The organism is Vibrio floridensis, from assembly GCF_021852965.1.
In the GTDB taxonomy this organism is placed as follows: domain Bacteria; phylum Pseudomonadota; class Gammaproteobacteria; order Enterobacterales; family Vibrionaceae; genus Vibrio; species Vibrio floridensis.
Genome location: NZ_JAKGCY010000015.1, coordinates 52,892 through 74,222, shown reverse-complemented (window position 1 = coordinate 74,222; position 21,331 = coordinate 52,892). Strand labels below are relative to the sequence as shown.

Annotated in this window: 26 protein-coding genes and 1 riboswitch; of the genes, 12 read left to right on the top strand and 14 right to left on the bottom strand. The window is 47.5% G+C overall.

Going from position 1 to position 21,331, the window contains the following annotated elements; genetic code table 11:
* The first annotated feature begins 24 nt into the window (after positions 1 to 24).
* Positions 25 to 141, top strand: a riboswitch (TPP riboswitch).
* A gap of 66 nt (positions 142 to 207) precedes the next feature.
* Genes thiB through thiQ form a run of 3 tightly spaced genes read left to right on the top strand, consistent with a single transcriptional unit; the run spans position 208 to position 3,530 of the window.
* On the top strand, positions 208 to 1,215 hold the full coding sequence (thiB, locus tag LZU85_RS17780; RefSeq protein WP_237287999.1) for a thiamine ABC transporter substrate binding subunit: 1,008 nt from the start codon (positions 208 to 210) through the stop codon (positions 1,213 to 1,215).
* A gap of 9 nt (positions 1,216 to 1,224) precedes the next feature.
* On the top strand, positions 1,225 to 2,832 hold the full coding sequence (gene thiP / locus LZU85_RS17775) for a thiamine/thiamine pyrophosphate ABC transporter permease ThiP (protein WP_237287997.1): 1,608 nt from the start codon (positions 1,225 to 1,227) through the stop codon (positions 2,830 to 2,832).
* Positions 2,826 to 3,530 carry a thiamine ABC transporter ATP-binding protein gene (gene thiQ, locus LZU85_RS17770; RefSeq protein ID WP_176297569.1) on the top strand — a complete coding sequence of 235 codons (705 nt, stop codon included), beginning with the start codon at positions 2,826 to 2,828 and terminating at the stop codon, positions 3,528 to 3,530. The genes thiP and thiQ overlap by 7 nt, the downstream gene beginning before the upstream one ends.
* An 83-nt stretch (positions 3,531 to 3,613) precedes the next feature.
* On the opposite strand, the gene yjgA is transcribed toward thiQ, so the two are convergent.
* Positions 3,614 to 4,171 (bottom strand): ribosome biogenesis factor YjgA, encoded by a 558-nt coding sequence (yjgA, locus tag LZU85_RS17765; RefSeq protein WP_176297570.1) that lies wholly within the window; start codon positions 4,169 to 4,171, stop codon positions 3,614 to 3,616.
* A 117-nt stretch (positions 4,172 to 4,288) separates the two neighbouring features.
* On the opposite strand from yjgA, the gene pmbA reads away from it, so the two are divergent.
* Complete coding sequence (gene pmbA, locus LZU85_RS17760) at positions 4,289 to 5,632, top strand: metalloprotease PmbA (RefSeq protein ID WP_176297571.1); 1,344 nt, start codon at positions 4,289 to 4,291, stop codon at positions 5,630 to 5,632.
* An 80-nt stretch (positions 5,633 to 5,712) separates the two neighbouring features.
* Here the strand turns inward: pmbA and mgtE are convergent, their stop codons facing one another.
* From mgtE to LZU85_RS17700, 12 genes are all read right to left on the bottom strand, one after another.
* Positions 5,713 to 7,068 (bottom strand): magnesium transporter, encoded by a 1,356-nt coding sequence (gene mgtE / locus LZU85_RS17755; RefSeq protein ID WP_176297572.1) that lies wholly within the window; start codon positions 7,066 to 7,068, stop codon positions 5,713 to 5,715.
* 201 nt (positions 7,069 to 7,269) lie between these two features.
* Positions 7,270 to 7,545, bottom strand: coding sequence for an HPr family phosphocarrier protein (locus LZU85_RS17750; protein WP_176297573.1), 276 nt, complete (start codon positions 7,543 to 7,545; stop codon positions 7,270 to 7,272).
* Positions 7,546 to 7,547: 2 nt separating this feature from the next.
* Positions 7,548 to 8,411, bottom strand: coding sequence for an RNase adapter RapZ (gene rapZ, locus LZU85_RS17745; protein ID WP_176297574.1), 864 nt, complete (start codon positions 8,409 to 8,411; stop codon positions 7,548 to 7,550).
* A gap of 14 nt (positions 8,412 to 8,425) precedes the next feature.
* A complete protein-coding gene (gene ptsN, locus LZU85_RS17740; protein ID WP_176297575.1) occupies positions 8,426 to 8,872 on the bottom strand; it encodes a PTS IIA-like nitrogen regulatory protein PtsN in 447 nt (148 codons plus the stop codon).
* Between the two features lie 2 nt (positions 8,873 to 8,874).
* Entirely contained in the window at positions 8,875 to 9,162 is a 288-nt protein-coding gene (gene hpf, locus LZU85_RS17735; RefSeq protein WP_176297576.1) for a ribosome hibernation promoting factor, read from the bottom strand.
* Positions 9,163 to 9,185: 23 nt separating this feature from the next.
* Positions 9,186 to 10,649 carry an RNA polymerase factor sigma-54 gene (locus LZU85_RS17730; RefSeq protein ID WP_237287996.1) on the bottom strand — a complete coding sequence of 488 codons (1,464 nt, stop codon included), beginning with the start codon at positions 10,647 to 10,649 and terminating at the stop codon, positions 9,186 to 9,188.
* 53 nt (positions 10,650 to 10,702) lie between these two features.
* Entirely contained in the window at positions 10,703 to 11,428 is a 726-nt protein-coding gene (gene lptB, locus LZU85_RS17725; protein WP_039468192.1) for an LPS export ABC transporter ATP-binding protein, read from the bottom strand.
* Complete coding sequence (lptA, locus tag LZU85_RS17720) at positions 11,428 to 11,922, bottom strand: lipopolysaccharide transport periplasmic protein LptA (protein ID WP_237287994.1); 495 nt, start codon at positions 11,920 to 11,922, stop codon at positions 11,428 to 11,430. The genes lptB and lptA overlap by 1 nt, the downstream gene beginning before the upstream one ends.
* Positions 11,903 to 12,466: an LPS export ABC transporter periplasmic protein LptC gene (gene lptC, locus LZU85_RS17715; protein WP_237287992.1), complete on the bottom strand. Its 564-nt coding sequence runs from the start codon at positions 12,464 to 12,466 to the stop codon at positions 11,903 to 11,905. Before lptC ends, lptA begins: the two co-directional genes overlap by 20 nt.
* Positions 12,463 to 13,020 (bottom strand): 3-deoxy-manno-octulosonate-8-phosphatase KdsC, encoded by a 558-nt coding sequence (gene kdsC / locus LZU85_RS17710; protein WP_237287990.1) that lies wholly within the window; start codon positions 13,018 to 13,020, stop codon positions 12,463 to 12,465. The genes lptC and kdsC overlap by 4 nt, the downstream gene beginning before the upstream one ends.
* Complete coding sequence (locus tag LZU85_RS17705) at positions 13,020 to 13,991, bottom strand: KpsF/GutQ family sugar-phosphate isomerase (protein ID WP_237287989.1); 972 nt, start codon at positions 13,989 to 13,991, stop codon at positions 13,020 to 13,022. The genes kdsC and LZU85_RS17705 overlap by 1 nt, the downstream gene beginning before the upstream one ends.
* Positions 13,992 to 14,012: 21 nt before the next feature.
* Positions 14,013 to 14,978, bottom strand: coding sequence for a calcium/sodium antiporter (locus LZU85_RS17700; protein WP_237287988.1), 966 nt, complete (start codon positions 14,976 to 14,978; stop codon positions 14,013 to 14,015).
* A 325-nt stretch (positions 14,979 to 15,303) separates the two neighbouring features.
* Here LZU85_RS17700 and mlaF point away from each other — a divergent pair, with 325 nt between their 5' ends.
* The 8 genes from mlaF to LZU85_RS17660 all read left to right on the top strand — a co-directional run bounded on the left by mlaF (position 15,304) and on the right by LZU85_RS17660 (position 20,735).
* On the top strand, positions 15,304 to 16,107 hold the full coding sequence (gene mlaF, locus LZU85_RS17695; RefSeq protein ID WP_237287987.1) for a phospholipid ABC transporter ATP-binding protein MlaF: 804 nt from the start codon (positions 15,304 to 15,306) through the stop codon (positions 16,105 to 16,107).
* Positions 16,100 to 16,888 (top strand): lipid asymmetry maintenance ABC transporter permease subunit MlaE, encoded by a 789-nt coding sequence (mlaE, locus tag LZU85_RS17690; RefSeq protein ID WP_176297578.1) that lies wholly within the window; start codon positions 16,100 to 16,102, stop codon positions 16,886 to 16,888. Before mlaF ends, mlaE begins: the two co-directional genes overlap by 8 nt.
* A 1-nt stretch (position 16,889) precedes the next feature.
* Positions 16,890 to 17,378 (top strand): outer membrane lipid asymmetry maintenance protein MlaD, encoded by a 489-nt coding sequence (gene mlaD, locus LZU85_RS17685; protein WP_176297579.1) that lies wholly within the window; start codon positions 16,890 to 16,892, stop codon positions 17,376 to 17,378.
* 4 nt (positions 17,379 to 17,382) lie between these two features.
* Entirely contained in the window at positions 17,383 to 18,021 is a 639-nt protein-coding gene (locus tag LZU85_RS17680) for an MlaC/ttg2D family ABC transporter substrate-binding protein (RefSeq protein WP_237287986.1), read from the top strand.
* The gene (locus tag LZU85_RS17675; protein WP_176297581.1) at positions 18,021 to 18,338 is read left to right on the top strand and encodes an STAS domain-containing protein; all 318 of its coding nucleotides are present in this window, start codon (positions 18,021 to 18,023) and stop codon (positions 18,336 to 18,338) included. The genes LZU85_RS17680 and LZU85_RS17675 overlap by 1 nt, the downstream gene beginning before the upstream one ends.
* A 3-nt stretch (positions 18,339 to 18,341) precedes the next feature.
* On the top strand, positions 18,342 to 18,596 hold the full coding sequence (gene ibaG / locus LZU85_RS17670) for a BolA family iron metabolism protein IbaG (RefSeq protein ID WP_176297582.1): 255 nt from the start codon (positions 18,342 to 18,344) through the stop codon (positions 18,594 to 18,596).
* Positions 18,597 to 18,605: 9 nt separating this feature from the next.
* Positions 18,606 to 19,871, top strand: a complete 1,266-nt coding sequence (murA, locus tag LZU85_RS17665) for a UDP-N-acetylglucosamine 1-carboxyvinyltransferase (RefSeq protein WP_176297583.1) — start codon at positions 18,606 to 18,608, stop codon at positions 19,869 to 19,871.
* A gap of 138 nt (positions 19,872 to 20,009) precedes the next feature.
* Positions 20,010 to 20,735, top strand: coding sequence for a 1-acylglycerol-3-phosphate O-acyltransferase (locus LZU85_RS17660; protein WP_237287985.1), 726 nt, complete (start codon positions 20,010 to 20,012; stop codon positions 20,733 to 20,735).
* Between the two features lie 95 nt (positions 20,736 to 20,830).
* Here LZU85_RS17660 and LZU85_RS17655 read toward each other — a convergent pair whose 3' ends face one another.
* Positions 20,831 to 21,268 (bottom strand): universal stress protein, encoded by a 438-nt coding sequence (locus LZU85_RS17655; RefSeq protein ID WP_176297585.1) that lies wholly within the window; start codon positions 21,266 to 21,268, stop codon positions 20,831 to 20,833.
* Between the last annotated feature and the right edge of the window lie 63 nt (positions 21,269 to 21,331).

The window sequence follows — 21,331 nt, the reverse complement described above, 5'->3', positions numbered from 1 at the left end:
AGAGGTCATTCCGATTACAATCCGAACCACTCATCGGGGAGCTTATCTGTGTGCATCACAGAGGCTGAGATTAGGCCAGTGCCTAGGACCCGTAAACCTGAACCAGATAATGCTGGCGTAGGAATTGAGTCGGGATTAATTAGCAAGGACGATTAACACCTACCTCAAGCCTGTGCCGCTCAACTCATGCCAAATGGAGAGCGAGCAGTGAAACACACTCTAAACCTGATAGCCCTAGCGTCAATCACGTCAATGATGGGCATCTCTTCTTCTGCACTTGCGGCGGACAAAACCTTAACCATTTACACCTACGATTCTTTTGCCTCCGATTGGGGCCCCGGCCCGACAGTCGAAAAAGCATTTGAAGCTCAGTGCGGCTGCGATGTGAATTTTGTCGCGCTGGACGATGGGGTGTCAATTCTCAACCGCTTACGTTTAGAAGGCAGCAATACCAAAGCGGATATTGTTTTAGGTTTGGATAACAATTTGATGGCAGAAGCCAAAACCACAGGTTTGCTGGCGCCACATCAAGTGAACACCCAAGCGCTGTCATTGCCAAATGGTTGGGCTGACGACACGTTTATTCCTTATGACTACGGTTACTTTGCGTTTGTTTACAACAAAGGCAAACTGACGAATCCACCCAAAAGCTTAAAAGAGCTGGTGGAATCACGCGACGATCTGAAAGTCATCTACCAAGACCCTCGCACTTCAACGCCCGGTCAAGGTTTGATGCTGTGGATGAAGTCGGTGTATGGCGATGACGTGACGGGCGCATGGCAGCAACTGGCGAAGAAAACCGTGACGGTCACGAAAGGTTGGTCGGAAGCGTATTCGATGTTCCTCAAAGGCGAATCGGACATGGTGCTCTCTTACACCACCTCACCTGCGTACCACCTGATTGCCGAAAATGATGCGCAATATGCCGCGGCGGGTTTTAGTGAAGGGCACTACATGCAAGTGGAAGTCGCCGCAAAAGTGAAAAGTAGCCAGAACTCAGCGCTGGCTGATCAGTTTATGAGTTTCATTTTGAGCGATGAGTTCCAAGGTGCGATGCCTACGGGCAACTGGATGTATCCGGTAACGAATGTTGTTTTGCCTGAAGGTTATAGCAGTTTGACGGTGCCTGAGAAAGCATTGAGTTTCACTGCGGAAGAGGTGGCGAAGCAGCGTAAAGCTTGGATTCGCGAATGGCAAAGCGCGTTGACGTTTTAAGGCGTCGCATTGAATTCGGTTCCTAAATTGGGCATTGGGGTCGCGATGATCATCGCGACCTTTGTTGTTTCTGCTCTCTCGGTGCTCTTGTTGGCGACGCCGACGCTGGATCTCACGGCGGTATGGCAAGATCCTTATTACCGCCATGTTACGCAATTTAGTTTTCTTCAAGCGACGCTGTCGATGCTGCTGAGTGTCGGTTTGGCGCTTCCTGTCGCACACGCCTTGTCTCGGCGACATTTTGTTGGCCGCTCGCTATTGCTCAAATTGTTTGCGTCAACTTTAGTGCTGCCAGTATTGGTAGGCGTGTTTGGCTTGTTGGCCATTTATGGGAACAGTGGTTGGTTGGCGAGTGTATTGGCGAGCTTTGACGCCAAATTGCCCTTTTCGATCTACGGATTGAGCGGCATTTTGCTCGCGCACGTGTTTTTCAATTTGCCGTATGCAGCGCGATTGCTGCTGCAAACCTTAGAGTCGATTCCGGCAGAGCAGCACAAATTGGCGGCTCATCTTGGTATGAACAGCTGGCAGAAGTTTCGTTGGGTCGAATGGCCGCGATTGCGCCAGCAACTGCCACATGTGTGTGGCTTAGTGTTCATGCTTTGCTTCACCAGCTTTGCCACGGTCATGGCCCTCGGTGGCGGCCCAAAATCGACCACCATCGAACTGGCTATCTACCAAGCGATAAAATTTGATTTTGACTTACAAGCTGGAGCGCTACTGGCGATCTGGCAAATGCTATTGTGTAGCTTGCTGGTGTTGGCGTTGCAGCGATTGACTAAACCGCTGCCTGTCTCGGTTGGTAGCCACACCCGTTTCGTTCAATTAACCCCAGCTTCTAAGCGTCATTTGATGTGGGATTATGCGTGGATAGCACTGGCGACACTGCTGGTGGTTCCGCCGCTACTGTTTGTGGTGGCCAGCGGGATAAACAGCAAGCTCCCCGACGTGATCAGTGATGGTCGATTTTGGTCCGCTCTGGGGGCCTCGTTACGTGTGGCGTTTGGCGCCGCCACGTTAGCCGTGGGCGCGGCGATTGCTATTTTGCTCACCAGTCGTGCATGGCGGTTGCGTGGTCTACGATACCCCGCAGACGGCATTGAGATGGTGGGCACCATCATCTTAGTGACGCCAGGTTTGGTGGTGAGTACGGGGCTGTTTTTATTGCTGCGCAGTTTTGCAGATGTGTTCAGTTTGGCGCTGTTGATCGTCATCATCGTCAACAGTTTGATGGCATTACCGTACGCCATTAAAACGCTCGCTCAGCCGATGTTGCATTGCGAGCAGCAGTACCAATACTTGGCTGCCACACTGGGCTTAAGCGGGTGGAATCGTTTTAAAATCGTTGAGTGGCGCGCACTGCGTAAACCTTTCGCCAATGCGTTTGCGCTCTGTTTTATGTTTTCCATAGGTGATTTGAGCGCAATTGCCTTATTTGGTAGCCAAGATTTTCGTACCCTACCGCTCTATCTGTACCAGTTACTCGGCAGTTATCAAATGGAGGCGGCAGCGGTGGTGTCACTCACGTTATTGCTGCTGAGTGTCGGCTGTTTTGCCCTGAGTGAGTCCTTACTCAGCACCAAATCGAATCAACATCAGGAGAAGGCGCCATGCTAACGCTGCAACAGGTGCATTATTACTATCATCAAGATCTGTTTGCTTTTGATTTAGAGGTAGAAGCAGGCAGTATTGTGGCGTTGATGGGGCCAAGTGGGGCCGGAAAGTCAACCTTGCTGGCACTGCTGGCGGGGTTCATTGCGCCTCAGTCGGGCCAAATGGCATTGGATGGGCGCTTGCTCAATACGCTTTCTCCTGCGCAGCGTCCTTTCTCGATGTTGTTTCAAGAACACAATTTGTTTGCTCATCTCACGGTGCGCGACAACATTGCGTTGGGATTGCATCCCGGTTTGAAACTGACGTCGCAGCAACAAAAGCAAGTGGAGCAAGCGGCAAAGCAGGTTGGCATTGAAGCCTATTTAGATCGGCTGCCTGAACAGCTCTCTGGTGGTCAGCGACAGCGAGTGGCCCTTGCACGTTGTTTTGTCCAGCCCAACCCAATTTGGTTACTGGATGAGCCGTTTTCCGCACTTGATCCAGTCTTGCGTGAAGAAATGCTCTCGCTCGTCAAACTGCTGGCGCAAGAGCGCGCCATTACGGTCTTGATGGTGACACATCATTTAAGTGATGCACGTGCCATTGCTAGCCACTTTGCCTACATAGACAAGGGCACCATTGCCGCGCATGGACCCATTGCGAGCCTCAATGAAAAGCACAGCCACCCAGAGTTGGTAGAGTTTTTCCAAGCCGCAGTATGATAGATAAAAGGCGGCATGTGGTGCGGAGATAAAAAAGGTTGGCAGTGCGCCAACCTTTTTTCATATCCTCAACAGCGTCGCTGTTACGGTTTTAACTCGTTTTCGATCGAGTCTGACACCGCATCATCATTAAGCTCTTTTAAGATTTGAAAGATTTCACGATACGACTTTGGTGGTTTGTTCGCCTGTCTCTCTTTTGTCGCCATACGAGCTAACTGGCGCAAACGCTGGCGATCTGCTTTAGGGTAAAGGGCAACCACATCATCAATTGCACTGTCACCTTGTTCAACAATACGCTCACGCAGCGTTTCTAACTTATGCAGCACGGCGGTGCTTTGTGAGTGCTTGTTACGGATTTTGTCCAGCGCCGCTTGAATTGGTTCTGGATCTTCTTGGCGCATCACTTTACCAATGTATTGCAACTGGCGACGACGTGCTTCGTTTTTAAAACGCTGCGCATCTTTGATTGCATCAAGTAACTCTTCGCTGATTGGGAACTTAGCCAGCACCGAAGGTTTGAGTTCCACTAACTCTTCACCCAACTTCTGTAGCGCGTCCATATCACGCTTCATCTCAGACTTACTAACTAAGATGAACTCTTCTTCCGGTTCCCATGGCGCTTTTTGGTTTTTACGGGCCATCTTTTCTGCCTATATCACTTTCTCAAAATAAGATTAGCCCTATTTTAACAAGAATCGTGGGGAGAAAGCGAAATTCTTGTTATTCTTATGCCATTACAAATCAAAGATGATTGAGATATGGATGTAAAACAGCAAGTTGCTCAGCAAAGAGTTGAGCTCGAAGCCGCGGTTGCCAAAGCGCTCGCGCTGGCAGCGCAACATAGCGATGGTGCTGAAGTTGCGATCAACAAAACCACGGGCTTAAGTGTTTCGACTCGCATGTGTGAAGTAGAAAACGTCGAGTTTAACAGTGATGGCGCTTTAGGCATTACGGTTTATCGTGGTCAGCGTAAAGGCAGCGCATCAACCTCAGATCTCAGTGAAAAAGCGATTGAACAGACCGTCTTGGCGGCCTTGGATATTGCGCAGTACACATCGGAAGATCCTTGTGCTGGGCCTGCACCAGCAGAACTGATGGTGAAGAACATCCCTGATTTGGACTTGTTCCATCCTGACACGCCAGATCCAGATTACGCTGCCAAAGTTGCCATCGCAGCAGAAGAACACGCACTCAACTATAGCGACAAAATCAAGCAGAGTGATGGTGCGAGTTACGACAGCCATTACGGCGTTCGCGTCTACGGCAACAGCCACGGCTTACTGGCAAGTTATGCCTCGAGTCGCCACAGCATCAGTTGTTGTGTGATTGGTGAAGGTAAAAATGGCGAAATGGAGCGTGACTACAGCTATACCGTCGCTCGTCATCGCGATGACATGTGGACACCGGAGCAAGTGGGTCGCGAAGCGGCACAAAAAACCATAGAACGTTTAGATGCACGCAAGCTAAAAACAGGCAAATACCCGGTGATGTTTGCCGCGGATGTGGCAACCGGGCTTATCGGTCATTTAGTGATGGCGATCAGTGGCGGTAACTTGTATCGCAAATCGTCTTTCTTACTTGATCATTTGGGCAAGCAAGTGCTGCCAGAGTGGTTCAATATCTCTGAGCGTCCGCATATTCTGCGTGGTTTGGCATCGAGCCCATTCGACAGCGAAGGGGTTTACACGCAAGATCGCGAAATCATCACCGATGGTGTGCTCGCCACTTATCTGCTCACCAGTTACGCTGCGCGTAAAATGAATATGGCGCCAACGGGGCATGCAGGTGGTATCCACAACTGGTTTGTGCAATCGACAGGACAAGACTTCCAACAGATGCTCAAAGAGCTGGGGACTGGTCTACTGGTCACTGAAGTGATGGGACAAGGGGTCAACGTAGTGACTGGTGATTACTCGCGTGGCGCAGCAGGTTTCTGGGTGGAAAACGGTGAACTGCAGTTCCCTGTTTCTGAAATTACGGTTGCGGGGAACTTGAAAGAGATGTTCCAGAAAATTGTTGCGGTCGGTAGCGATGTAGAAACGCGTTCGCAAATTCAAACCGGTTCTATTTTGCTTGAATCGATGAAGATCGCAGGCGAATAAGTGTTTCTCGCACATTCTGTTTGATAAGCGTAAAAAAGGTTGCTCACTGAGCAACCTTTTCTTTTTAAGGGGGGATGTCGTTAAATCAAAATAGTCGCGAGGCCTAAGAAGACAGATAAGCCAATCACATCGGTGACGGTGGTCAGTGCCATACCGCCCGCCAATGCTGGGTCAATATTCATCTTCTTGAGCAGGATAGGGATGGTTACCCCGGCAATGCCCGCAATAATTAAGTTGGTCATCATCGCGGCGGAAATGATGCCGCCGAGTAGCCAGTTACCTTTCCAAGCTACCACGATACCACCGATGATCAACGCCCATAACACGCCATTGAGAAAACCGATCGCCGCTTCTTTCATCAACAGCTCGCGTTTGTTGGCATCACCGATATGGCCCAGTGCCAAACCACGGATCACCAACGCGACCGTTTGGTTGCCTGCTACGCCCCCCATGGAAGGCACTATGGTCATCAAAACGGCAATTGCTGCCATCTGATCAAGGGTCGCTTCAAACATGTTGGAAACCGATGCGGCCGCTAAGGCAGCGAGCACATTCGCCCCTAGCCAAATACTGCGTTTACGCGCCGATTTAACCACGGGAGCAAAGGTGTCTTCGTCATCGTTCAAACCCGCCATACTCATCATTGAGTGTTCGGCATCTTCACGAATAACGTCGACGACATCATCGATGGTGATACGGCCAACCAGATGCTGGTTTTCATCAATGACCGGTGCGGAGATCCAGTTTCGACGTTCAAACAGACTAGCCACATCTGAGTCACTGGTGGTGACCGCAATCGCGTCATCCACGTCTTCCATCACTTCGCTGACTTTGACGTCTGGCTGGGTGGTGATGAGGATAGAGATAGGCAGCTCACCAATCAAACGGCTCTCTTCATCAATCACATAAAGTGCATCGGTGTTTTCCGGCAGCTCACCTTTCATGCGCAAGTAACGCAGAACCACATCGACATCAACATCACCACGAATAGTGATCACGTCGGTGTTCATCAAGCCACCGGCCGTGTCCTCAGAGTAGGAGAGCGCGGTTTCCACACGCAGACGATCCGCCGCATCCATTTGCGCCAATACTTCGCGAGAAACGTTATCTGGCAGGCTACGTAGAACGTAAGCAACGTCATCGGTGTCCATGCCTTCGGTTGCTTCGGCAAGATCTTCTGGGGCCATTTTAGAGACAAGACTGTCTTTGACGTCTTCACTCAGCTCGTCAAGGATTTCACCGTAGTCTTCTGGATCGGTGAGTTGCCATAACACTTCACGGCTTTTACGAGGAGAGGCTTCCAGTAGGTGGGCAATATCTTCAGGTTCCATGTCCTGAAGTTGGCGACGGACGTGCACAAAGCGACCATTTTCGAGCGCTTCGGAGACTTCCTGGAGGGCTTGGTGAGCTTGGTCGAATTCAATTTGCTCTGCCATGATGACCTCCTGATTCCTAGATATTTACAATGTGTTGAATAATAACTTAATTCGAAACACAAGTAACCCGGAGAACCGAGTTTGCTCAACAATTCTCAGTCCATATTCTGCGAATTGATAGGCAGGAGAGTCGCATTTTTCGCAGCTATGAAAAGAGTAGCAATAGACGAACCAATACGAAGAAGAAAGAGTAAAGTAGGGTTACTCGCCTTCTTCAAACTTATCTTCGATAAGATGACAAATGGCATCGAGTGCTTGATTGGCTTGCTCGCCATTGGCATGAATGGTCACATATTGGCCCTGTGCGGATTCAAGCATCAATAGCCCCATCACACTGTCTGCTGCTGCTGTGACGCCTTCTTCGTTGTCGATAGTCACTTCCGCTGCAAAGCTTTGTGCCAGTTCGACCAGTTTCACCGCGGCACGAGCGTGTAGCCCTAAACGATTCTGTATTAATACCTTGCGACTGATTTCCACGGCTAATCCTTACTGTGTTTTTCAAAAGAGGTGTGTCGAATCTTCACCGTGTGGCCGAGTGCGCTAAAATATTCGCCAATCTGCTGAGTGAGATACACTGAACGGTGTTTACCACCGGTGCAACCAATGGCGACGGTAAGATAGCTACGATTGTTTTTTTCGAGCATTGGCAACCAATGCTCGATAAAGGCTTGAATCTGTCTTTTCAGCTCAAGCACTTCGTCATGTTGTTCCAGGAAGATTTTTACCGGGGTGTCGAGACCCGTCATCGGTCTAAGGGACGGATCCCAATGTGGATTGGGCAGAAAACGGACGTCGAAAACGTAGTCGGCATCGGTGGGTAAACCATATTTAAAGCCGAACGATTCAAACACCATGATCAACTTATTGCGTTCTTTCCCTTCTACACGATAGCGTACATTTTCGCTGAGTTCATGTAACGATTGATTGCTACTGTTGAGCGTTAAGTCGGCAATGTCTTTCAGGGGTTTGAGCATTTTTTTCTCTAAATCAATGGCCTGATCGAGAGTATGACACTCTTCACCTAACGAAAGCGGATGGATGCGGCGTGTTTCGCTGTAGCGTTTTAATAGCGTTGCTTTATCCGCATCTAAAAAAAGAATGGTTAAATCAATGCTCGATTTGAGTTTATGTAATGTGGAGGTGAGATCTTTTAACTTCTTGGGAATATTGCGTACGTCAATGCTCACCGCAACATTCTGCTTACTGCCGGTCACTGACTGAACAAAAGACTCCAGTAAGTTCACAGGAAGGTTGTCGACACAGTAGTACCCCATGTCTTCGAGGACTCTTAGAGCAACGCTTTTTCCGGCACCAGAGTGCCCACTCACCACAATAAGACGCATGATGTGCGGCTCCGTTACTCTTTGGTCATGATGTCGTAAAGTTCTTGATCACTTTGCGCAGAGCGTAGTGATCTCAGAACTTGTTTGTCGCTCAAACGCTGTGCCATAGAGGAAAGCGTTTTGAGATGCTCTTTACATTGTTCTTCTGGAACCAATAGGGCAAACATAATATCGACAGGGCGGTTATCAATCGAATCAAAATCGATCGGCTCTTCACATTGAATTAAGACCGCGATGGCTTTGTCTGCAGAATTCATTCTAGCATGAGGTATCGCAATACCATTGCCGATGCCTGTACTACCCATTTTTTCACGGCTCAGCATGCCTTCAAAAAGTTCGGTCGAATCAAGGCCGGTTTGTTCAGCGACAAGGTTACTAATGATTTCTAGTGCGCGTTTTTTGCTAGAACACTGGACTGCACTTTTGGTGCAGTCCAGTGAAAGTATAGTGCTCAGTTGCATGGTTAATGACTGTGTAATTTTTCTTTGTGTTTGTTTAACTGGCGAACCAGTTTATCCACCAGCGAATCGATGGCGGCGTACATGTTTTCGTCGTCAGAGGAAGCGTGGATTTCCCCTTGGTTGACATGGAGCGTAGCTTCCGCGATCTGGCGGATTTTTTCAACTTTAAGTACAACTTGTATGCTATTGATGTGATCAAAAAATCGTTCAAGTTTATCAAACTTGGTGTGAACATAGTCCTGCATTGAATCGGTAAGATCAACATGGTGGCCTTGAATATTGATTTGCATAGACTTTCCTTTTCAGTTGAGGCCTAAAGTAGGCGTTTTCGCTGACTTGACGGGGCAATGCCTAAGGACTCTCGGTACTTAGCGATAGTGCGCCTTGCGACCTGAATCCCTTGGTCTGCCAGTAAGGTAGCAATTTTGCTGTCACTCAAAGGCTTGGCGGTATTCTCCGCGGTGACTAACTTTTTAATGAGAGCGCGAATTGCTGTCGATGAACATTCTCCTCCTGTGTCTGTGCTGACATGACTAGAGAAGAAATATTTCAATTCAAATATGCCTCTTGGTGTGTGCATAAACTTCTGGGTGGTCACACGTGATATGGTCGATTCATGCATCTCAACGGCGATCGCCACATCATTTAGCACCATTGGTTTCATTGCTTCTTCACCATACTCGAAGAAATCATGTTGATGTTCAACTATACAACGCGCAACTTTGAGCAGCGTCTCGTTTCGACTCTCTAGGCTTTTAATTAACCACTTTGCTTCTTGTAGGTTGCTGCGAATGTATTGACTGTCGGCACTGCTGCCTTTGCCAAGTTGTGCATACTGTTGATTAACTTTTAATTTGGGAATGCTGTCGGGGTTTATGGCAACGGTCCATTTGCCATGTTCTTTAAACACGGAAACATCAGGAATGACATACTCAGGCTCAATCGCGTTAATCTTGCTTCCCGGTCTTGGATCCAATTGTTGGATCAGTTTGAGCGCTTCTCGCAGCTCTTCTTCCTTTAGCTTGGCTTCTTTGACGATTAATTTGTAGTCTCGATTACCCAACGCATCAATGTGGTCAGAAAGTACCAGCTTAGCTTCCGTCAACCACGGCGTATCGCCAGGGAAGGTTGCCAGCTGTAGCAACAAGCATTCTTGGAGGTTTTGCGACGCAACGCCGAGCGGATCAAATTGTTGAATGCGTTTGCGAACCGCTTCAACTTCATCCAGTTCAATGTCGGCACTATTGAGGCTCTCAAGAATGTCTTCAGGTGTAATCGTGAGGTAACCCGTGTCATCAATAGCGTCGATGATGGCGACAGCGATGGTGCGGTCTGTGTCAGTGAATGGTGTTAGGTCGAGTTGCCATTGCAAGTAGTCATGCAATGTTTCAGTGGTTTCGCCTTGATAGACAGGCATGTCATCGTCGAGGGCAATACCTGTATTACCAGAGTTAGCGCTGTAAACATCATCCCACGTGGTGTCAATTTCCAGTTCGTTACTGATCTCGGATTTTTCAATCACATCAGAGCTATCTGGGATGTCGGCTTCAACAGAAAAATCGTCCGCATCAGTACCTTCATTGATTGCTTTGTCTTCGCCATTGAGTTGCGCTTCGTCTTGGTGTTCTTCAACCTCGAGTAACGGATTGGATTCGAGCGCTTCCTGAATCTCTTGTTGTAGATCCAGCGTTGACAGCTGCAGCAAACGAATGGCTTGCTGGAGCTGAGGCGTCATGGCTAACTGTTGACCTAGCTTGAGTTGTAATGAAGGTTTCATTCAGTAGTACTTACCTTTTATTCTTCGAATTGGTTCTGTTGTTCTTCATTTAATCATAGTCGGAATTGTTCACCGAGATAAACTTGTTTTACCTGTTCATTGTTGAGAACTTGTTCAGGTGTTCCTTCCGCAATCAAACGACCTTGGCTGACGATGTAGGCTTTTTCACAGACGTCTAAGGTTTCACGTACGTTGTGGTCGGTAATGAGGACACCTAAGCCTCGATCGCGCAGATGTTCGATAATTTTTTTGATATCAATGACCGAAATGGGGTCAACACCGGCAAAAGGTTCATCCAATAGAATGAACTGTGGGTTGGCCGCTAACGCTCGGGCAATTTCCACTCGGCGTCGTTCACCACCGGATAATGCCATGCCCGCGCTGTGACGAATGTGCTGAATGTGGAACTCTTCTAATAAGTCTTCCAGTTTGTCCTGACGTTCTTCGCGTGTGAGCTCATTGCGAGTTTGTAGGACAGCCATGATGTTGTCTTCAACGGAGAGCTTGCGGAAAATCGACGCTTCTTGCGGCAAATAGCCAATGCCCAACTTAGAGCGACTATGCATCGGAAGAATACTGATGTCACGGTCATCGATCATTATTGAGCCTTCATCGCGAGGCACCAGCCCAACAATCATGTAAAACGAGGTGGTTTTGCCTGCACCGTTGGGGCCCAGTAATCCCACAATTTGGCCCGACTCGACCTGTAAGCTTACATCTGTAACAACTTTGCGTTTTTTATAGCTTTTCGCTAAGTGTTTTGCGCTCAATACCGCCATTAGTTATTCACCTGACTTGGCTGTAAAACGGTGGTGACACGCTCATTCTTAGAGCTATCGGCCATCAGTTTTTGTAAAGCAATTTGGTAGACAATCGACGAGCCTTTGATGACGTTGTTGTCTTGTGCCAGCTCCGCTTGGCCTTTCATCGTCAGTTCATCGGTTGCGATGCTGTAATCGAGCTGCTTCGCGCTGCCACTCAAGGTTCTACCATCATCCATCAGTTGAGAAAACGTGGCGGGTTGACCGAAGGCTTCAATTTTCTTGATGGTGTTGCTTTGCGCATCGCGTGTAACGACGATTCTATCGGCATTGATATTGATACTGCCCTGTTTTAGCGAGACGTCACCATCAAAGATGACTTGATTACTACGCATATCTAATTGCTGTGAATCGGAATCAATATAAACAGGTTGCTGGGTGTCCGATTTCAACGCGTAAACGTTGCTTGTCGCCAGCATAAGAGCAAAAAGACTAAGGTGTAAGGGTTTCATATCTACCTTGTACATGATTATACAGAGTCGCTGTGTTGGTTTTCAGGTTGCCCTTCATCGCTTCTCCGGTGGTTTCAAATTGTGGACCAATCAACAAAACCTGCTGGTCAGCATGAAAATCGCGGTTGGACAAATCTATTTCGAGCTGATCCGTCGACAGTAATTCGAAACTGGCGCCCGGTAGTAAATTCTGCATCTGAACATGATCAGACAGCGTTAAGATTTTGTTTTCGTCCAAGACGGCGCGTCGCGCGGTTACTTTCCATTCAATGGTGTCACCATCGCGATAGATCACTAAACTCGGATTTTCAAAAATGGTATCGCCACTTTTGGCATAGTGATCCAAGTGCGACGACGAGATCTGATGACTTCGCACGCCATCAGAGTTATAGCTGATATTATTAAGCGATTCACCACTGAACATGGGCAGTTCTAGGTTCGGTGCTACCTGTACCGACTGGCGTTCACGTTGACCATACAAATAGTAACTAGACCAACTGATCACAAAAAACAGCAGTAAATAAATCAGCCGAGACATACTCATATACTCAAACCTTTGTGAGTATCTAATTCTCCGCGAGCTTGCAAAATAAGATCGCAGACTTCGCGTACCGCACCGCGGCCACCTTGAATTTTTGTTACATAGTTGGCGCGTTGTGCCAAGAGCGGGTGACCATCGGCGACACACACTTGCAGTGCGACTTTTTCCATGACTGGCCAGTCGATTAAATCATCTCCAATATACCCAGTTTGTTCGGGAAGGATGGATAATTTGTCACAAATATCTTGATAGGCTCGGACTTTGTCATCTTGCCCTTGATAAATCAGTGAGATTCCGAGTGCTCTCATGCGATTTTCAACAATTTTCGACTGACGACCGGTAATGATCGCAATCTCAATGCCTGCATTCATTAGGGTTTTGACGCCATAACCGTCGCGGGTGTGGAAGGTTTTTAGTTCCTCGCCTTGATTCCCCATGTAGATGAGACCATCGGAAAATACGCCATCAACATCACAGATCAGTAGTTTGATCTGGCGAGCAATGTCAAAAACTTCTTTTTTTACAGGACCATATAAGGTTTCAACCTGTTGTGTCATTACATGACTCCAGCTTTAAGTAAATCGTGCATATTCAGCGCACCGACAAGTTTACCATCCTGGCACAACATTAGGCCGTTAATTTTCTTCTGTTGCATTAGGTTTAACCCTTCTACGGCCAGCATAGTTGGATTGGCAACAGTGGGATGTCTGGTCATGACATCACCGATTTTGGCTGTGTGAATATCTACACGCTTATCTAAGATACGGCGTAAGTCTCCGTCAGTAAAAATGCCGAGCAACAGATTGTCTTGATCTACAATAGCTGTCATACCAAGACCTTTTTGTGAAATCTCTAGTAGGGCATCTCGTACAAGCGCATCAGGAGCGACTCTCGGCAGTTGCTCTCCAGTGTGCATGATATCAGCCAGCTTTAACAACAGCTTTCTGCCTAACGCACCACCAGGATGAGACAAAGCAAAGTCTTCGGCGGTGAAACCGCGTGCTTGCAGTAGTGCAACTGCGATGGCGTCGCCCATCACTAACGTGGCGGTTGTACTAGTGGTTGGTGCTAAGCCTAGAGGGCAAGCTTCTTCAGGCACCGTGATTTGCAGATGGTAATCCGCCAAACTGGCCATGGTTGATGTCGGCTTTCCGGTCATACTAATGATGCGAATGTTTAAGCGTTTTAGAACCGGAAACAGCGCGAGAATTTCTGAAGATTCGCCAGAGTTGGAGATGGCTAGAACAATGTCACCACGTTCAATCATCCCCAAGTCTCCATGAGAGGCTTCACCTGGATGAACAAAGAACGAGGAAGTGCCGGTGCTAGCTAACGAAGCAGCGATCTTTTTCCCGATATGGCCAGATTTCCCCATCCCCATAACAACCACTTTTCCGGCGTTATTTAGGATTAATTCGCACGCTTGCTCGAACTGCTCATCAAAGTATTGAGAGAGTTGTTCAAGACCACGAATTTCCGTTGCTAACACTTGATTGGCGACGGCACGATAGTCAAAGGATAAGGTCATGTTTACTCCTAGCGAGGCAGGTTAAGCTGCCATATGCATTAACAGATAGGTCTGATAGCCAATGAAACAGGTAAGTAGAATACCACCTTCCGCTCGGCTAATTCTGCGAGATTTACCTAGCGCCATGGCAACGAGTAGCAGTGATATGGCCAACATGACCCAAAAATCACGTCCCATCGCGTATTCACTAATAAAGGAGGGATTGAGAATGCCAGGAATTCCCATCACCGCTAGGATATTAAACACGTTAGAGCCAATGATGTTGCCTACTGCCATGTCATCTTCGCCTTTGAGCGCGCCTGCTAGTGATGCGGCGAGTTCTGGAAGACTTGTTCCGACGGCAATGATGGTTAAACCAATCACCAAATCGCTCATGCCAAAGAACTTGGCGATGACGACAGCGTTGTCGACCAGCATATCCGCAGCCAATGGCAGCAGGATTAAGCCAATCACAATCCACATTCCTGCTTTGGAATTACTGACCCCTTCTGGTATTTCAGATTCCTGTTCTTCAATAAAGGCATCTCCCGCCTTCTGTTCACGTCGACTGATTTGTAGCATGGCGAGCAAAAATATGGTGAATAAAACAAACAGTAGTACGCCTTCATAGAAGCCTAAATGATTGTTCCACAGGAGCAGTCCAGCCAAGAGGGTAACGGCAATCATCAGAGGAAGTTCACGACGAACAACCACAGAATGAATCGAAAGTGGGCGAATTAATGCGGTTATGCCTAGAATTAATGCAATGTTGGCTATGTTAGACCCGAGCACGTTACCAACTGCAGTATCGGTTTTTCCGTCTAAAGCTGCGGTGGCTGAAACCATCATTTCGGGTGCTGATGAGCCCATAGCAAGGATAGTCATACCGATGATGAGCGGCGATATACCGATATTTCGAGCGAGAGCGGCAGAACCAAACACCAGTTTGTCCGCACTCCAGACCAATAAAACAAGACCTACGATAAGCAGCGCTACGGCTTCGAGCATGATGAGTTCCAGAATGTTGTGATAAGTTGAAGGAATAACCGCTAATTTTGACCTCTTGACGAGGAAAATGGAAGACCAACGACGGACAAAATGCATTCGCCACAGTCGCAAAGTTGAATATCCAAGATAACGACTCGTTTGACTATTTGGCGTTGTATCATTAAGGGCAGTGATACTTGAGCAAAGAGTTTGCGTCTGTCGTAATTAATCGAACACTGCTTTTAATTCTGAGTTTTTCTGCTTATCATGACCGACTAAGTGGTTCTTAATTGCACACATAACGTAATAATGATCACGTGATGAAGTGGATATATAAAGAGAGAGTATGTCACACAACGATTTAGTAACGATCAACGGACTGACGTTTTCCCGTGGTCAACGCAAGATATTCGACAACATTGATTTGCGCATACCTAAAGGCAAAGTCACCGCCATCATGGGGCCATCAGGTATTGGCAAAACAACGTTGTTACGTTTGATCGGTGGGCAGATATTGCCGGAAAGTGGAGACATCTGGTTTGACGGTGATAACATTCCTAATCTTTCTCGTTCAAAGCTCTATCAGGCGAGAAAAAAAATGAGCATGTTGTTTCAATCTGGTGCGCTTTTTACCGATCTCAACGTATTTGAAAATGTCGCCTTCCCGTTGCGAGAACACACTCAACTCACGGAATCCTTAATTCGTACACTCGTATTGCTTAAGCTTGAAGCTGTTGGTCTTCGAGGTGCGGCAGAATTAATGCCAAGCGAGCTCTCTGGAGGCATGGCGCGACGAGCTGCGTTGGCGCGAGCGATTGCACTTGATCCTGAGTTGATCATGTTTGATGAACCCTTTGTTGGCCAAGATCCCATCACTATGGGCGTGTTGGTTGAACTGATTCGTAGTCTTAATAGCGCATTGGGCGTCACTGCGGTGGTGGTGTCGCATGATGTACCGGAAGTGATGAGCATTGCAGATTGGGTCTATCTATTGGCAGACGGCAAAGTTATTGCCAAAGGTAGCCCTGAAGAGTTGCGGAACAATTCGGACCCTCGTGTGCAGCAATTTTTATTGGGTGAAGCGGATGGTCCAGTGCCATTTCGTTTCCCTGCCCAACCAATCGAAAAGGATTTATTCAACGATGCCTAATCCAATTGAATTGATTTCTGCACTCGGGCGTCGCTTTCTGAGCTTGTGCCAATCTTTTGGTAAGGCAAGTCTTATGCTGGCGGGGGCGTTAGCAGGAAAACCTCAACCACGTAAAACCTTGCCACTCTTGATCAAGCAGATTTACAACGTGGGTGTTCAGTCTTTGGCTATCATCGTTGTATCCGGTCTCTTTATTGGCATGGTGTTGAGCTTACAGGGCTACGTCATTTTGGTTGACTATGGTGCGGAAGGCAGTTTAGGGCAAATGGTCGCGTTGTCGCTTTTGCGAGAGTTAGGGCCTGTGGTGACGGCGCTCTTATTTGCGGGACGGGCAGGCTCTGCTTTAACTGCCGAAATCGGTCTCATGAAAGCCACCGAACAATTATCGAGCATGGAAATGATGGCGGTAGATCCGCTGAAACGCATCATCGCCCCTCGGCTGTGGGCGGGGATTATTTCAATGCCTTTACTTGCGATGATTTTCATGGCGGTTGGCATCTGGGGCGGGCAGTTGGTGGGTGTGGATTGGAAAGGCATCGACCACGGCAGTTTTTGGTCAGCGATGCAAGCATCTGTTGAACTGGGACAAGATATTGGCAATAGCATGATTAAGTGTGTGGTGTTCGCCGTTACCGTCACGTGGATTGCCCTTTTTAATGGTTACGATGCTGTTCCGACGTCGGAAGGCATCAGCCGTGCGACGACTCGTACGGTGGTTCACTCTTCTTTAGCAGTGCTTGGATTGGATTTTGTCCTGACTGCGTTGATGTTTGGGAATTAACATGCAACAAACACGTAAAACAGAATTATGGGTTGGCAGCTTTGTATTGGCGGGAATTTGCGCAATTCTTGTGATGATTTTTCAAGTTGCTGACGTAAAAGGTTTGGGCTCAGGCGATACTTATACCCTGAAAGCACAGTTTGACAATATTGGCAGTTTAAAGGTTCGTTCTCCAGTTAAAGTCGGTGGCGTGGTCATCGGGCGTGTTTCGAAGATTGCTCTAAACCCAGAAACACTTGTTCCAGTGGTTTCTCTGTCGATCAGCAGTGTGTACAACCAGTTTCCCGAAACGTCAAGTGTGCAGATTTTAACCTCTGGTTTGATTGGCGAACAATATATCGGTCTCGTGCCTGGATTTGTGTTTGATGATGAACAGATGCTCAAAGATGGCGACTTTATTGAAGATACCAAATCTGCGCTGGTGCTTGAGGATTTAATTGGTCAAGTTCTATACAGCGTAGGAAATAAGGACGAGGCGAAAAAGGAATAAACGAATGTTGAAACGACTATTTTTAGCCACGACGGCATTGCTCTTCTCGTTGAATGTTTTTGCTGGTGGGGTGGTGGATAAAACTGAACCTTATCAAATGATGAAGTTGGTCTCTGAGCAGGCATTTGCACGTTTGAAGGCTGAACAACCGAAAATTCAGCAAGATCCCAACTATCTCAAAGTGGTGGTTGAAGAAGAGTTGATGCCCTATGTCAATGAGAAGTATGCGGCGTTGAAACTGTTGGGCACCAATTTAAAAGGTGCCAAACGTGAAGATGTGAATGAGTTTATTACCGCCTTTCGCGCCTATTTGATTTCCTCTTACGCTCAAGTGTTGACGCAATACACTGATCAGCAGGTGGTGTTTTCACCAGAGCAGCCAATAAGTGAAGATCAACGTATTAGCAGCGTTAAGGTCGATATCATTGATGCGCCAAGACCGAATATCAAATTGGAGTTTAAACTGCGGAAAGAAAACAACGGCGATTGGTTGGCGTTTGATATGGCTGCAGAAGGCATCAGTTTGCTTTCCAGTAAGCAATCAGAGTGGAATGGCAAAATTCGTCAAGAGGGCATTTTGGCTGTTGCCAAAGAACTCGAAGCGTTAGCCAAACAGCCAATCCGCTTTGAGGCGAAAAACTGATGTCACACCCGCAATGGCAACAATCAACAGAAGAAACGATCTGTTTGAGCGGCAATTTGGACAGAGAGCAAGTGCCGAGTTTGTGGCGCTTTGCACAGAGCTGGAAAGCGCATGGCGGTGTGGTTGAGCTCTCTTTAAAGTCAGTTCAGAGAGTGGATTCTGCCGGAATGGTGATGCTAATTCACTTATTAGAGCATGCAAAAAAACAAAACTGTCATATAATGCTGAGTTTTGTGCCAGCGCAACTACGCACACTGTTTCAGTTAAGCAACGTCGAAGCCGTGGTTGCCAAACATATTCAAAGTTATCAGGGGTAAATTGTGGATAGCGCAAAAGTACAACAGTTACTAGAAGAAGCACTCAACCTTGAAGAGTTGCATGTAAAAGGTGAAGGTAGCCACTATGAAGTGGTCGCTGTTGATGCTTGTTTCGAAGGAATGAGCCGCGTTAAGAAGCAACAGCTGATCTACAAACCACTCATGGACTATATCCAACGCAATGATATTCATGCCTTGTCGATCAAAGCATACACGCCTACTGAATGGGCACGTGACAAGAAACTGATGTCTCTTTAAGGTTTTATAATGGAAAAGTTCCGTGTAATTGGGTCAACTCAGCCATTAGTCGGTGAGGTGACCATTTCAGGTGCAAAAAACGCTGCACTGCCGATTTTATTTGCGTCTATTTTGGCTGAAGAGCCAGTTGAAGTGGCAAACGTGCCACATCTTCGCGATATTGATACCACCATGGAGCTTCTCAAGCGCCTTGGTGCCAGAGTAGAGCGTAACGGCTCTGTGCATGTGGATCCTAGTTCGATCAACGAATACTGTGCACCTTACGACTTAGTGAAAACCATGCGCGCATCGATCTGGGCTTTGGGGCCACTTGTTGCTCGCTTCGGTCAAGGCCAGGTTTCTTTGCCGGGCGGTTGTGCGATTGGTGCTCGTCCTGTGGACTTACACATTACGGGTCTAGAGCAGCTTGGCGCGACCATTACCTTAGAAGATGGTTATGTAAAAGCACAGGTTGAAGGTCGTCTCAAAGGCGCGCACATCGTGATGGATAAAGTGAGCGTGGGTGCCACCATCACAATTATGTGTGCAGCAACCTTAGCAGAGGGTAAAACCGTACTGGATAATGCCGCGCGTGAGCCAGAAATTGTTGATACGGCAAAGTTCCTCAATACGCTCGGGGCCAAAATCAGTGGTGCAGGTACTGATACCATTACTATTGAAGGTGTAGAACGCTTAGGTGGTGGTAAGCACACAGTCGTGGCAGATCGCATTGAAACGGGCACTTTCTTAGTCGCGGCTGCGGTTTCTGGCGGTAAAGTGGTTTGTCGCAACACCCAGGCGCATCTGCTTGAAGCGGTCTTGGCGAAGCTTGAAGAAGCGGGTGCGCTGGTTGAAACCGGTGAAGATTGGATCTCTGTCGATATGACAGGAAGGACGTTGAAAGCGGTCAATATCCGAACAGCGCCTCATCCGGGTTTCCCGACCGATATGCAAGCACAATTTACTTTGCTTAACATGATCGCCAAAGGCGGTGGTGTGATTACAGAAACGATCTTCGAAAACCGTTTCATGCATGTTCCTGAGCTAAAACGCATGGGTGCAAAAGCTGAAATTGAAGGTAATACGGTTATTTGTGGTGATGTTGAACGCTTGAGTGCTGCTCAGGTAATGGCAACGGATCTACGCGCTTCGGCAAGTCTTGTGATTGCAGGCTGCATCGCAAAAGGTGAAACCATCGTTGATCGTATTTATCATATTGATCGTGGTTACGACAAAATCGAGAATAAGCTTAATGCACTAGGTGCAAAGATTGAGCGTTTTCGCCAGTCGAACTAAACTGCGTAATAACCCAATAGCCGAAACACTGGTTTCGGCTTTTTTATGTTTTAGAAGTTGTTTTACTCAGAGACGTTGCGTGTAGGTTCTCAGAACCTTGAAGTGCGAGGCTTATCTGAATGAATACCGGAGTTATAAATGATTGCTCTAGTGCGTTTATTAGCGACAGCGTTGTTTGCTGTTGTAATGTTCGTTTTTGGCTGTGGTTACTGCTTGCTTAGCCCTCGTAATCCGAAGCATGTTTTCACCTTTGGTCGTCTGTTTGGCAAAATGTCTCGCGTGTTCGGAGTTAAGTTGGAGCTGCGTCTACCAGAAGATGCCTACCAGCGTGGCCAGCACATTTATATTGCCAACCACCAAAATAACTGGGACCTCTTTACCGTTTCTGCGGCCGTAACACCCAAAGTTGTGACTGTGGGCAAAAAGAGCCTGGCGTGGTTGCCTTTGTTTGGTCAATTGTATTGGTTGACCGGAAACATCTTGATTGATCGTGCCAACAAAGCAAAAGCGAAAGGCACTATTGATCAAGTAGTATCGAGTATGAAGGCAAGTGACGTCTCGGTATGGATGTTTCCAGAAGGTACACGTTCACGTGGTCGTGGCTTGATGCCTTTCAAAACGGGCGCTTTTCATGCGGCGATTGGTGCCGGTGTACCAATCATCCCGATCGTTTGTAGTTCAACGGATAAGCTTAAGCTGAATCGCTGGAATAATGGACACGTTATTGTTGAAATGCTGGATCCCATTAGCACTGAAGGTTACGGCAAAGAGCATATCCGCGAGCTTGCAGAAATCTGTCGTGAAAAGATGAAAGTGAAATTAGAAAGCTTGGATGAAGAAGTGAAGCTGCGTAATCAGCAATAAATATTCAAGAGCAAAACATAAGATTAACAAGGGATGTCACGTGACATCCCTTTTTGATCGAACGCAGCACCAAATCGTATGGAAGGTATCCGTCGTTACGCCTGTGGTTTGACCACCAAAACGTTGATTCGAGAGTTTTCAACCACCTTACTGGCGACGGAACCAAGGACGACTTTATCGATCTTAGATCGCTTGTGGCTAGGCATGATGATCAAGTCAGCACCGAGTTTTTCTGCGTACTCTAAGATAGTCGCATAAGGTTTGCCTTCCGCCACATGGACCTTATACACAATTTCATCGGCAATATGTTGGTCAGCAAAGGCTTTCAGCTGCTGAACAACATCTTGCTTCATTTTCTGTGCCGCATCTTTAGGGAAATAGCTGGCGACCATTGACATGTGAATTCCAGGAAGGACATTGAGCAAATGCAATTGTGCATTGGCTTGGCGCGCATGCCAAACCGCCAGCTCAACGGCCCTATCTGAAAAACCTTTATCGTTTAGATCAACAGGAACAAGAATCTGTTTGTACATGGTAGGATCTCTATTGTTGTTATTTCAGCATACGAATTTGAGATAAATATAGCCCCGTTTTCA